The sequence below is a fragment of the Lentzea albida genome, from assembly GCF_900111005.1.
Lineage (GTDB): Bacteria > Actinomycetota > Actinomycetes > Mycobacteriales > Pseudonocardiaceae > Lentzea > Lentzea albida.
On record NZ_FOFV01000001.1, the window covers coordinates 581,138 to 593,526 of the forward strand.

Annotated in this window: 12 protein-coding genes; 8 read left to right on the forward strand and 4 right to left on the reverse strand. The window is 70.0% G+C overall.

The features are described from left to right. The first annotated feature begins 4 nt into the window (after positions 1–4). From BMY74_RS02960 to BMY74_RS02975, 4 genes are all read left to right on the forward strand, one after another. On the forward strand, positions 5–937 hold the full coding sequence (locus BMY74_RS02960) for a carbohydrate kinase family protein (protein ID WP_089908930.1): 933 nt from the start codon (positions 5–7) through the stop codon (positions 935–937). A gap of 225 nt (positions 938–1,162) precedes the next feature. Continuing rightward, positions 1,163–2,476 carry a citrate synthase gene (locus BMY74_RS02965; protein WP_089908933.1) on the forward strand — a complete coding sequence of 438 codons (1,314 nt, stop codon included), beginning with the start codon at positions 1,163–1,165 and terminating at the stop codon, positions 2,474–2,476. 79 nt (positions 2,477–2,555) lie between these two features. Continuing rightward, positions 2,556–2,855, forward strand: a complete 300-nt coding sequence (locus BMY74_RS02970) for a hypothetical protein (RefSeq protein ID WP_143091417.1) — start codon at positions 2,556–2,558, stop codon at positions 2,853–2,855. Between the two features lie 9 nt (positions 2,856–2,864). Continuing rightward, on the forward strand, positions 2,865–4,109 hold the full coding sequence (locus BMY74_RS02975; protein WP_245785856.1) for a cryptochrome/photolyase family protein: 1,245 nt from the start codon (positions 2,865–2,867) through the stop codon (positions 4,107–4,109). On the opposite strand, the gene BMY74_RS02980 is transcribed toward BMY74_RS02975, so the two are convergent. Together BMY74_RS02980 and BMY74_RS02985 are read right to left on the reverse strand one after the other, a co-directional pair. Next, the gene (locus BMY74_RS02980) at positions 4,099–5,280 is read right to left on the reverse strand and encodes an ABC transporter permease (RefSeq protein ID WP_089908938.1); all 1,182 of its coding nucleotides are present in this window, start codon (positions 5,278–5,280) and stop codon (positions 4,099–4,101) included. The genes BMY74_RS02975 and BMY74_RS02980 overlap by 11 nt on opposite strands. Further along, positions 5,277–6,185 (reverse strand): ABC transporter ATP-binding protein, encoded by a 909-nt coding sequence (locus tag BMY74_RS02985; RefSeq protein ID WP_089908941.1) that lies wholly within the window; start codon positions 6,183–6,185, stop codon positions 5,277–5,279. Before BMY74_RS02985 ends, BMY74_RS02980 begins: the two co-directional genes overlap by 4 nt. Before the next feature lie 129 nt (positions 6,186–6,314). On the opposite strand from BMY74_RS02985, the gene BMY74_RS02990 reads away from it, so the two are divergent. From BMY74_RS02990 to BMY74_RS03000, 3 genes are read left to right on the forward strand one after another with little or no spacing between them, the layout of a single operon-like run. Further along, on the forward strand, positions 6,315–6,767 hold the full coding sequence (locus BMY74_RS02990) for a YbaB/EbfC family nucleoid-associated protein (RefSeq protein ID WP_089910381.1): 453 nt from the start codon (positions 6,315–6,317) through the stop codon (positions 6,765–6,767). 22 nt (positions 6,768–6,789) lie between these two features. Further along, entirely contained in the window at positions 6,790–7,098 is a 309-nt protein-coding gene (locus BMY74_RS02995; protein ID WP_089908944.1) for a hypothetical protein, read from the forward strand. Then, a complete protein-coding gene (locus BMY74_RS03000) occupies positions 7,095–8,795 on the forward strand; it encodes a WXG100 family type VII secretion target (protein WP_089908947.1) in 1,701 nt (566 codons plus the stop codon). The genes BMY74_RS02995 and BMY74_RS03000 overlap by 4 nt, the downstream gene beginning before the upstream one ends. Positions 8,796–8,862: 67 nt before the next feature. On the opposite strand, the gene BMY74_RS03005 is transcribed toward BMY74_RS03000, so the two are convergent. Beyond that, the gene (locus tag BMY74_RS03005; RefSeq protein ID WP_089908950.1) at positions 8,863–10,248 is read right to left on the reverse strand and encodes a glycerol-3-phosphate dehydrogenase/oxidase; all 1,386 of its coding nucleotides are present in this window, start codon (positions 10,246–10,248) and stop codon (positions 8,863–8,865) included. Then, the gene (locus tag BMY74_RS03010) at positions 10,245–10,820 is read right to left on the reverse strand and encodes a TetR/AcrR family transcriptional regulator (RefSeq protein WP_089908953.1); all 576 of its coding nucleotides are present in this window, start codon (positions 10,818–10,820) and stop codon (positions 10,245–10,247) included. Before BMY74_RS03010 ends, BMY74_RS03005 begins: the two co-directional genes overlap by 4 nt. Between BMY74_RS03010 and BMY74_RS03015 the strand changes: the two genes are divergently transcribed. Then, on the forward strand, positions 10,819–12,381 hold the full coding sequence (locus BMY74_RS03015) for an FAD-binding oxidoreductase (RefSeq protein ID WP_089908956.1): 1,563 nt from the start codon (positions 10,819–10,821) through the stop codon (positions 12,379–12,381). The genes BMY74_RS03010 and BMY74_RS03015 overlap by 2 nt on opposite strands. Positions 12,382–12,389 lie beyond the last annotated feature (8 nt).

A 12,389-nucleotide genomic window follows, 5' to 3' on the forward strand; every position in this document is an offset into this window, starting at 1 on the left:
ACGCGTGATCGTGGTTGCAGGCGAGGCACTCGTCGACATGGTGCCGGTGGGGGACGACGAGCTCACGCCGCTCGCCCCGAAGCTCGGTGGCGGGCCGTACAACGTGGCCGTCGCGCTCGGCCGGCTGGGCGTGGCGACGGGGTTCCTGTCGCGGGTCTCGACCGACCACTTCGGCGAGCAGCTGGTGAAGCGGCTGCACGCGTCGAACGTGGGGACGGAACTGCTCCAACGTGGACCGGAGAACACCACGCTCGCCGTCGTGGGGCTCGCCGAGGACGGCAGCGCGCGGTACGCGTTCTACGTCGACGGCACCGCCGACCGGCTCGTCGAGGACCCCGGCCCGCTGCCCGCGGACGCGAAGGCCGTGTCGTTCGGCACGCTCTCGCTCGTCCTCGAGCCCGGCGCCTCGGTCTACGAGACGGTGCTGCGGCGGGAGAGCAAGCGCTTGTTGACCGCGCTCGACCCCAACATCCGGGCAGGGCTCATCCACGATCCGGGCGCCTACCGCGCGCGGTTCCGGTCGTGGCTGCCGGACGTCGGGCTGCTGAAGCTCTCGGTCGAGGACGCGCAGTGGCTCGCCGAGGACGATGACGTGATCGAGATCGCAAGGACGTGGATTTCACAGGGACCGGCGGCCGTGGTCCTGACGAAAGGTGGCGACGGTCTCTCCGTGATCACCGCCACCGAACAGGTCGACGTGCCACCCGTGAAGGTGGACGTGGTCGACACGATCGGGGCGGGCGACACCGTGCAAGGCGCCCTGCTCGCGTGGCTGCACGACCACGACGCGCTCGGCGCCGAGAAGATCCGCGGCCTCTCGACCGAGGAATGGACCGCCGCATTGACGTATGCGGGTGCCGCCGCCGCGATCACATGTTCCCGCGCGGGTGCCGAACCGCCCTTTGCGAGCGAACTCACCGCCGCGTTGGCTGGATAAAACGACGGATCGGACTACCGTGGGGTAGCCGCGCTAGAAACTGGCATTACGGATGTGATGCCGGTCCCATCTCACAGAATCGGTTCACACCGCTGCTGCGAGGCGGGCCTTCCGCCGACTAGCGTGAGTGGACTTGAAGACTCAGATCCCAACGGGGTGGTCCGAGACGACGGCAGGCCCAGCGTGGACTGCCGCCACCCCGTCCGAGCGTTGAGAGGGACTTGAATGCCCGACGCGACGACTGCGCCGACCGACCCCCAGACCGTCGCGCTGCGCCACGGGGACGCAGAGCTCGAGATGAAGGTGGTGCGGGCGTCCGAAGGCGCGTCCGGCATCGATCTCGGCAAGCTGCTGTCGACGACCGGCCTGGTAACCCTGGACACCGGCTTCGTCAACACGGCCTCCTGCTCCTCCGAGATCACCTACATCGACGGTGACGCAGGCATTCTGCGTTACCGCGGGTACCCGATCGAGCAGTTGGCCGCGCGTTCGAACTTCATCGAGGTCAGCTACCTCCTGATCTACGGCGAGCTGCCGACCGCCGCCCAGCTCGAGGACTTCTCGCAGAAGATCAGCAGGCACACCCTGCTGCACGAGGACCTCAAGCGCTTCTTCGACGGCTTCCCGCGCGACGCGCACCCGATGCCGGTGCTGTCGTCCGCGGTCTCCGCGCTGTCGACCTTCTACCAGGACTCGCTGTCGCCGTTCGACGCGAACCAGGTGGAGATCTCCACGATCCGCCTCCTCGCCAAGCTGCCGACCATCGCGGCCTACGCGTACAAGAAGTCGGTCGGCCAGCCGTTCCTCTACCCGGACAACTCGCTTGGCCTGGTGGAGAACTTCCTGCGGATGACCTTCGGGTTCCCGGCCGAGGCCTACGACCTCGACCCGGACCTGGTCCGCGCGCTCGACCTGCTCTTCATCCTGCACGCCGACCACGAGCAGAACTGCTCCACGTCGACCGTGCGCCTGGTCGGCTCCTCCGAGGCGAACCTCTTCGCGTCCATCTCCGCGGGCATCAACGCCCTGTTCGGCCCGCTGCACGGCGGCGCGAACAGCGCGGTGCTGGAGATGCTGGAGAAGATCAAGAACGACGGCGGCGACGTGAAGTCGTTCGTCAACAAGGTGAAGAACAAGGAGGACGGCGTCCGCCTGATGGGCTTCGGCCACCGGGTCTACAAGAACTACGACCCGCGCGCCGCGATCATCAAGAAGACGGCCGACGAGATCCTCGGCAAGCTCGGCGCCGACGACCAGCTGCTCGACATCGCGAAGCAGCTGGAAGAGGCCGCCCTGAGCGACGAGTACTTCATCTCCCGCAAGCTCTACCCGAACGTGGACTTCTACACGGGTCTGATCTACCGGGCGATGGGCTTCCCGACCAAGTTCTTCACCGTGCTGTTCGCGCTCGGCCGGCTCCCCGGCTGGATCGCGCACTGGCGCGAGATGATCAACGACCCGGCCACCAAGATCGGCCGCCCGCGGCAGATCTACACCGGCCCGACCGAGCGCGACTTCATCGCGATGGAGAACCGCTGATCACGGGCTAGTTCGTCTGGCAAGCTGAAGGCGCGTCACCCGTTGGGGTGGCGCGCTTTTCGCGTTGCTGGGGGGTTGGGTGTCCGAAACGCTGGAACGGCTGTACGCGGCCCACATGGAGCGGCTGTTCCCACCGCGGTTGCGCTCGGTGGACGTCGCGGATGTCTGGTTCGTGGTGCTGGACGCGGATGTGGCGGCCTGCACCCAGGTCGTTCTCCGCCAAGGCGCCCTCGACCAGAAGCGCGCCGCCGTGCTCGCGCGGCACCGCGCGGACCTCGACCGGATGCTGCCACTGCTCACGGACCCGGACGAGATCGCCTACGCGATCGGGTTGCAGCGGCTCGCCGCTCGTTGTGCAGACCCGTCCGGCCCGTTTTAGCGTCGATCCGTGAGTTCCGAACCCTCGATCGTCTGGTTTCGCCGCGATCTGCGGACATCCGATCATCCCGCCATTCTCGCGGCCGCGGAAAGGTCACCCCGCGCACTCGCGCTGTTCGTTCTCGACGACAGGTTGCTGAAACCGTCGGGGCAGCCGCGAATCGATTTCCTGCACCGCTGTTTGCACGCCCTGAACGACGAACTCGGCGGCCGCCTGATGGTGGTGCACGGTGATCCGGTGAAGGTCGTTCCGCGCATCGCGAAGGAAATCGGGGCGGGCAGCGTCCACATCTCCGCGGACTACGCGCCGTACGGGCGCCGCAGGGACGAGGCCGTCGAGGAAGCGCTCGGGGACGTCGAGCTCGTCCGCTCCGGATCGCCGTACGCCGTGGCGCCGGGCCGGGTGCGCAAGCAGGACGGCACGCCGTTCAAGGTCTTCACGCCGTTCCGCAACGCCTGGCTGGAGCACGGCTGGCGCAAGCCCGCGGACACCGATGCGTCCACTCTGGACTGGATCGAGCCGGAGCACGGCGAGGAAATCCCCAAGGCCCAGGAGAAACTCCCCGACGCGCGGCAGCTCTGGGAGGAGTTCCGCGACGAACGGCTCCACGACTACGACAACACCCGCGACCGGCCCGACCTCGACGCCACGAGCCGGCTGTCGGCGTTCCTGCGGTGGGGCGTCCTGCACCCCCGCACGCTGCTGCAGGACTGTGACGGAACGTTCCGCAGCGAGCTCGCGTGGCGTGAGTTCTACGCCGACGTGCTCTGGCACAGGCCGGAGACCGCGCGGCAGAACCTCGACCGCAAGTTCGACCGCATGCAGCTCGACGACGACAAGGAGCTGTTCGAGGCCTGGAAGCAGGGGCGCACGGGGTTCGGCATCGTGGACGCGGGCATGCGGCAGCTGCTCCAGGAAGGTTTCATGCACAACCGGGTGCGCATGATCGTCGCGAGCTTCCTGGTCAAGGACCTGCACCTGCCGTGGTGGTGGGGCGCGCGGCACTTCATGAACCACCTGATCGACGGCGACATCGCCTCGAACCAGCACAACTGGCAGTGGGTCGCGGGCTGCGGCACGGACGCCTCGCCGTTCTTCCGCGTCTTCAACCCCCTGACGCAGGCCAAGAAGTTCGACCCGGACGGCGTGTACGTCAGGAAGTACGCGCCGGACTCGCACGAGATCACGCCGATCGTGGACCACGCGGTCGAACGCCAGGTGGCGCTCGACCGCTACCAGGCGATCAAAGCCTGAGGGCTTCGCGGAGCTTGACGCGAGCGCCGGTCCTCAGCACGGCGTTCGCGTAGACCTTGCCGCCCAGCCACGTGATCGCCGCAATGGCCAGCAGCGCCAGCACGACGGCGAGCAGCACCTGCCAGGCCGGTGCGACGCCCAGCGCCATCCGGCCCGGCATCAGGATCGGGGCGAACGGCGGCAGCAGCGACAGCACGGTGACCGTCGTGCCGGACGGGCTGCCGATCATCAGGTTGATGCCCGCCACGAACGCCACGATGATCGTCATGCTGATCGGCGTCAGCACCGACTGCAGCTCCTCCTGCCGGGACACCAGTGACGCGGCGGCCGCGAACACGGTGGCGTACAGGAAGAAACCGAGCAGGTACCACAGGACGCCCGTCAGCAGTGCGGCGCCGCCCAGCGTGCTCACGTCGACGACGTCGAACGCGGACGACAGTCCCAGGCCGACGGTGGAGATCACCACCAGCTGCAGCAGGCCGACCGCGCCGAGCCCGATCACCTTGCCCAGCAACAACTGCCACGGCCGCAGGGTCGCGAGCAGGATCTCCACGACCCGGCTGGACTTCTCCTCGACCACGCCCTGCGCGACCATCGTGCCGTAGACCAGCAGAGAGTAGTACAGCAGCGCGGCCACGATCAACCCGATCGCGAGGCGCTGACCCCGTTGCGGGTCAACGGGTTCGAGCGCGGTGACGTCCACGCTGACGCCCGCGAGGCTCTGCGCGACCTCCTGCGGGGTGGTGCCCGACTCGGCGAGCTGCGCGATCAGCACCTGCTGGCGCAGCACGTCGTTCAGCGCCGTCGTCAGCATCTGGTCGCCGGAGTCCTTGACGATCATCTTCAGCGCGGGCGGCGCGCCGGTGACGAGCGCGTCCAGCGAGCCGTCGCGCACCTGCTGCTCGGCGTCGCCCGCGGTCGTGACGTCACGCGTCTCCAGCTCGATGCCGAACGCGCCCGCCTTCTCCTTCAACGGATCCGCGAGCTGCGTGGCCTGGCCGGACAGCCCGACGACGCTGCGCTGCTGGTCGTCGAACAGGACCGACTGCAGCACCACGTACCCGGCGAGCACGGCGATGATCACCGCCGTGCCGATCAGGAACGACCTGGTGCGCACCTTCGCGACGAACTCGCGCTTCGCCACCAGCGAGACCGCTCGTGCCGACGTCATGCGCTCCTGCTCTCGGTGGTCACGACGTTGCGGAACAGCTCCGTCAGGGACGGGCGCTGCCGGGAGAACTCGTGGACGGGACCCGCCGCGAGCGCCGCGTGCAGCACCGCCTGGTCGTCCACGCCGTCGGCGAGCTCGAGCACGCAGCGCGTCCCGTTCTTCTCGATCACCCGCACGCCACCCAGCGTGGCAGCCCAGTCGGTGGTCGGCGACTCCACGACGAGGCGAGGTGTGCCACCCGACCGGAGCTCGTCCACCGTTCCGCTCGCGACCATCGCCCCGGCGCTCACGATGCCGACCCGGTCGCACAGCCGTTCCACCAGGTCGAGCTGGTGGCTCGAGAACACCACGGGCACCCCCGAGGAGGCCTTCTCCCGCAGCACCTGGCTCATCACGTCGACCGCGACCGGGTCGAGGCCGGAGAACGGCTCGTCGAGCACCAGCACGTCCGGCTCGTGCACCAGGGCGGCGGCCAGCTGCACGCGCTGCTGGTTGCCGAGGCTCAGGCGCTGCACCTCGTCCGCGCGGCGGTCGCGCAGGCCGAGGCGCGCGATCCAGTTCTCCGCGCTCGTGTGGGCCTCGTTGGTGCCCATGCCGTGCAGCTCGGCCAGGTAGACCAGCTGGTCGAGCACCTTCATCCGCGGGTACAGGCCGCGCTCCTCCGGCATGTAGCCGATGCGGCGCCGCGTGTCGAGGTCGACGGTTCTCCCGTTCCACCGCACCTCGCCGGAGTCGGCCGCGAGCACGCCCAGCGCGATGCGCATGGCCGTGGTCTTCCCGGCGCCGTTGCTGCCGACGAATCCGAAGAGCTCGCCGGCGCGCACGTCGAAGGACATGTCCCGCAGGGCGACGACCTCCCCGTAGCGCTTGGAGATCCGGTCGACCTCCAGCACTCCCTCAGGCACGGTGAACCCCTTCGTTAGCCCGGATGGCGGTAATCGCACTGAAAGTATCGATGAGCAGGGAACGGGTGAAACGATACGGGCGTCTACGGCGAATCGAACGAACGACCAATTCACTCAACGGGGGTGACCATGCAGCCCATCGACCCGGATCAGTGGCTCAAGCAGTACGGGACCAAGATCGAGCAGGCCAAGCAGAACGCCGAACAGGCCCGCGACCAGCTCGGTGGTGTGGGTGGCAGCGCCAGCTCGCCAGACGGCCTGATCACGGTGACAGTTAACGCAACAGGTGTGCTCACCGATCTCCAGATCAAGCCCGAAGCGCGCGGCATGGACCCCGGTGAGATCGCCTCCGCGGTGCTCACTGCCTCGGCAAAGGCCCAGCGGGACGCCTCCGGGCGGGTCGTGCAGATCATGACGGACTTCGTCGGCGACAGCCCCGCGCTGGAGTTCGTGAAGGCCCAGATGCCGAACGGCTACAAGGGCGACGGAACCGACGAGGAAGAACCGAAGTCGGAGTTGGAGCGCAAGGACACGCGGCCCGACGACGAGTACTTCACGAACCCGCCCGACGTCATGGCCTGAGTGCAGGAGGAGGGGGCACGGCATGCAACAGCACTTCAACATCGACCTCGACGAGCTGAGAACCCACGCCGCCAGTGTGGACCGGCTCATGGAGCGGATGCGCAAGGCCACCGAGACGTGCGACCCGGGGGCCCTCACGACCGAGGCGTTCGGCGTCTTCCTCGGGTTCCTGGCCTCGAAGGTCCTCCAGGAGGCCGGCCTGTCGCAGGACATGCTCGGCAAGGCCGCGAACTCGCTGATGGACATGGGTAGCGGGCTCAAGAAGACCGTCGAGCAGTACGAGCAGGTCGACCTCGACAACATGTTCGGCTTCAAGGGAGGCCGGGGATGAACGCCCCCGCGACGCAGTCCAGCAGCGGTGACACCGCGCAGCTGTTCAACAACGTCTCGAACGCCTACAAGTCCATCGAGAGCGGCGACTGGGTCAGCGGCGGCCTCGGCATCGCGAACGCGGCCATGGGCATCGTCGGCATGTCCGCGAACCCCCTGAGCGGGTTCCTCTCCGCCGGCTTCAGCTGGGCCATCCAGCACGTCGACTTCCTGCGCGAACCGTTCGACGTCCTGCTCGGCAGCCCCGAGTCCATCGCCAGGATGTCCGAGTCGTTCAAGAGCGCGGGCAAGCAGGTCAAGGACATCGCGACCGAGTACGAGAAGATCTGCGTCTCGCAGACCCGCGAGTGGCAGGGCAGGGCGGCTGACGGCTACCGCGCCGCCGCCAAGCGGCACGCGACCGGCCTCGAGACCCTCGCGAAGTCGGTCGACGGCATCGCGGGCGCGGTCAAGGGCGCCGGTGAGCTGGTCGGCACCGTCCGCAAGATGATCATGGACCTGATCAGCCAGGCCGTGTCCGACATGGTCATGAAGATCATCCAGTGGCTCGCGGCCTCGTTCCTGACCTTCGGCGCGGCCATCGCGGGCGCCATCGCGGACATCGTCACGACCGCGGTCAACTACGCGAAGAAGCTCGCCGACTTCCTGCAGAAGCTCGTCGGCTCCGTGCAGAAGCTGCTGAAGCTGATCCAGTCGGTCTCGCAGATCGCCAAGGCCGCCGAGTCGATCATTGACGCGATCTCGTCGCTGGCGAACGGCGGCAAGGCCGGTGGCGGCGCCGGACCCGTGCGCAACACGGCGGGCGGCTTCGACGGCATCCGCGGCGGTGACCAGGACCGCGCCTCGTCCGGTGCGGGCGGCACGTTCACCAGCGGCGCCGGTGGCGGCTACGCCGGCGGCCCGCTGCCCGCCGGTGGGGGCGGCGCGCAGGTCTCGCCCGGCTGGCAGAACCCCGGCGACCAGGGCGGCTACGTGAGCCCGAACGGGCCCGGCGGCGGCGCCGGGGCCGGCACCCCGGTGCGTCCCATCTACACGCCTCCCGGCACCCCCACCGGACCCGTCTACACCACTCCGGGTGGTCCCGGTCCCGGTGGCGGTTCCGGCGGCTACGTCCCGCCCGGCACCGGCACGGGTCCCGGCTCCGGCAGCGGTACCGCCGGTCCCGGTCGCTGGGTCCCCGGTCACTGGGAGCCCGACACGACCACGACGGCCGGCGGCAACACCGGCACGAAGCCCCCGGTGATCGGTGGCTTGCCGACGACGCCGAACACCGACTGGTACCGCCCGACGACCCCCGACCACGCCGCGACGGCCGCCTCCGGAGGCGCCGGTGGTGGCGGCGGAGGCGGCGGCGTGCCCAAGGGCATGGGTGGCGGCGGAGGCGGCGGCATGCCCGCAGGCCTCGGCGGTGGCCCCGCCGGTGGCGCCGGTGGCACCGCGGCCACCCAGTTCGGTGGTGCCGCGGGCGTCATGGCGTCCGGCAGCGGTGCCGGTCCCGCCGCTCCCGCGGCCGCCGGTGGTGCCGGTGGCGGCGCCAAGGGCGGCGCGGGCATGGGCGCCGGCATGATGGGTGGCGCTCCGATGGCCGGTGCCGGTGGCCAGCAGGGCGGCAGCAACGAGCACAAGCGGAAGGTCCGGATCGAGGGCGAGGCGCTGGTCGACCCGCCCAAGGCCGCGAAGCCGGTCATCGGCGAGTGACCTCGCCGGTCCTGCACTGAGATCCTTGCGCCGAGAAGCGGGGCGTCCTCCGGGACGCCCCGCTTTTTCACGCGTTGGTCAGGAGTTCCGCGATCTCGGGTGCGGCCTTCGCGCGGTCCTGCGGCACCAGTCCGATGCGGGTGCGCCGGTCGAGCACGTCGTCGGCGTCCAGCGCGCCCTCGTGCCGGATCGCGTGGACGACGTCGGCCTCGGTGACACCCGGCGCGATCGGGGTGGTGGGCGCGGGCCTGTCGTCGACCAGGCGGATGTCCTTGGTGCGGCAGGGGATGCGCGTCAGGTTCGTGGCGTTCACCGCGTCCGCCGCCATCCTGCGGTAGGTGGTGAGCTTGCCGCCGACGACCGTGATCACGCCGTTCGGTGCCGTGAGCACGGCGTGGTGACGTGACAGGTCCGCGGTGCTGCCCTCGGCCTGGAGCAGCGGGCGCAGGCCCGCGTAGCTGCCGATGACGTCGGCGCGGGTGAGATCCCGTTGCAGCACCTGGGAAGCGGTCGTGAGCAGGAAGTCCACATCGGACTCCGGAACGGCGGGCACGTCCGGGACGTCGTCCACCGGTTCGTCGGTGAGGCCGAGGTACGCGCGGCCGTTCGCCTGGGGCAGCAGGAAGGCGTAGCGGTGGCGCTCGCCGGGGACCGGGATGGTCAGCGCCGTTCCGGTGAGGCCGGCCGACTTCGCGTCGACCACCAGGTGCGAGCCGCGGGACGGGCGCAGGTGCACCGGGGCGAGCGTGCCCGCCCACACGCCGGTCGCGTTGATCACGGCTTTGGCGCGGACGGTGAACGCGGTGCCGGTGAGCGTGTCCTGTGCTTCGGCGCCATCTCCTTGCAGTGTCGAGACTTTCGCACGGGTGATGATCCGCGCGCCGTACCCCGCCGCCGTGCGGGCCAGTGCCACGACGAGCTTGGCGTCGTCGACGAGCTGGCCGTCGTAGCTCAGCAGTCCGCCGGTGAGCCCGGCCGGGTCGAGTCCGGGGACCAGCGCCAGGGCTTCGTGCCTCGGCACCCGCCGGGGACCCGGCAGCACGTCCGACGGCGTGCGGGCGGCGATGCGCAGCGCGTTGCCGGCGCGGAAGCCGGACATGACGACGTGGCCCGCCGTGGAGTGCAACGGGAACAGCATCGGCAGTGTGCGGGTGAGGTGCGGTGCCGTCCTCGTCATCAGGATGCCGCGCTCGACGGCGCTCTCGTGGGCGAGCCGCACGTCGCCCTTCGCGAGGTAGCGCAGGCCGCCGTGGACGAGCTTGCTGGACCAGCGGGACGTCCCGAACGCCAGGTCGTGCGCCTCCAGCAGCACGGTCTTCAGGCCCCTCGACGCCGCGTCGAGCGCGACACCGGCACCCGTGACGCCGCCGCCGATCACGAGGACGTCGGCCACTTCCCGTTGTGCTGCTTCGAGGTCGTGCTCGCGCCGGGCGGCGTTCAGGGACGTGTTCACGGCTTCAGGGCTCCGTCCAGCTGCTTGGCGAGCTCGTCGAGCAACGCGGTGAAGTCGAGCCCGGAGGTGGCGGGCCTCGTGCTCAGCACCATCGACTGCGTGCTCAGCAGCACGACGCGCGCCTGCGTCTTGGCATCGCCGAACCGGATGGAGCCGTCGAGGTGACCCGCCTCGACCTGGGCGACGAGGAACTGCTCGACCAGCCGCTGCGTGCTGCCGAGCCGGTCGGTGAGGTACGGCAGCATCAGGTCCGCGTCGAGCTGCAGCACCCGCTGCATGAGGGGGTTGGCGTCGAGCAGCCGGATGGCGTCCACGGCCCGCTGAACGAGCTGTTGACGGGCGTTCCCGTGGCCACTGGCCCGTTCCACAGCTTCGAGGATGGCGGCGAACTCGCGGGTCATCAGGGCCCGGACCAGGTGGTCGACGTCCGGGTAGCGGCGGTAGAGCGTCATGCGGCTCACGCCGGCCCGTTTCGCCACGTCGGTGAGGGTCGTCCGGCGGACTCCGACCTCCAGAACACACTCACGGGTGGCGTCGAGCAGAGCGTCGTGGGTGTGACGTTGAGACGTCATGTGTAACACTGTAGCAGTGACCAGGGCTCGATGGACCACCGAAACCGTGCCGTTGCCGCCGCATGCGCTGGCGTGGCTCAGCCAGCGCGTCGGACTGGGCGAGCCGTTCGCCGAGGTGCCGGTGCAGGCGCCGCCGTCCGCGCTGTCCACCGACGCCTTCACGGCGTTGGAGGCGGTCAGCGCCATCTCCCTCGCGGACGAGGACCGGCTCGGACGGGCCGGTGGGCTGTCCTACCTCGACCTGCTGCGCCACCGCGGGCACGGCGAGCTGCCGGTGCCGGACGCCGTCGTGCGGCCCGCCTCGCCCGAGGAGGTCGCCGAGGTGCTCCAGGTCTGCGTCGAGCACGACGTGGCCGTGGTCCCGTTCGGCGGTGGCACCTCCGTGGTCGGCGGGGTCGAGGCCCTGCGCGGGTCCAAGTCCGCGGTCGTGGCGTTGGACCTGGCCGGCCTCGGGGCGCTCGTCTCCGTCGACCCCGTGTCGCGGGTCGCCGTGCTGCAGGCGGGGCTGACCGGCCCGGAGGCCGAGAGGTTGCTGGGAGAGCACGGTTTCACGCTCGGGCACGTGCCGCAGTCGTTCGAACGGGCGACGATCGGCGGTTTCGCCGCCACCCGCTCCGCCGGTCAGGCGTCCTCCGGGTACGGGCGGTTCGAGGACGTGGTCGAGTCGGTCCGCGTCGCCACACCCGTGGGGGAGTGGGTGGCCGGTGCCGCGCCAGCGTCGGCGGCCGGGCCCGACCTCAAGCAGCTGGTGCTCGGCAGTGAGGGACTTTTCGGTGTCATCACCGAGGTCTCGGTGCGCGTGCGCCCCAAGCCGTACGGGCCGCGGTACGAGGGTTTCGTGGTCGACGGGTGGGAGGCGGGCGTGTCGCTCGTGCGCTCGCTGGCCCAGGCCGGTGCGCTGGCCGACATCACCCGGCTGTCCGATGTGGACGAGACGGAAGTGGCCCTGGCGCTGGCCGGGTCCAAGGCCGACGTCGTGAAGAAGTACCTGAAGCTGCGCGGGGTCAAGCAACCCTGTCTGGTCATCCTCGGCTGGGAGTGCCGCTCCCGCTCCGCGACCATGAGCGCGTTGAGCGGGCACAAGGTCGTGCGGCTCGGCCGGGCCATGGGCGCCTCGTGGCTGCACGGGCGGTTCAACGGCCCGCGGCAACGGGACGCGTTGCTGGACGCGGGCGTCTGCGTCGAGACCCTGGAGACCGCCACCCACTGGTCGCGGGTCTCCGAACTGCGTGACGCCGTGCGGGACGCGCTGGTCGCCGAGCTCGGGAACCCCGTGGTGATGTGCCACGTCTCGCACGCCTACGAGACCGGGGCGTCGCTGTACTTCACCGTGCTGGTGCCGCGGGACCTCGACGACCCGGTGGGGCAGTGGGCGAAGGCGAAGGTCGCCGCCTCGGAGGCCATTTCGCGGCTCGGCACGATCACCCACCACCACGCCGTCGGGCGGGATCACCTGCCGTGGCTGGAGAGGGAGATCGGGGCGGTCGGGGTGGACGTGCTGCGCGCGGTGAAGGACCGGCTGGACCCGACCGGGATCCTGAACCCCGGCAAGCTGATCTGAGGGGACGC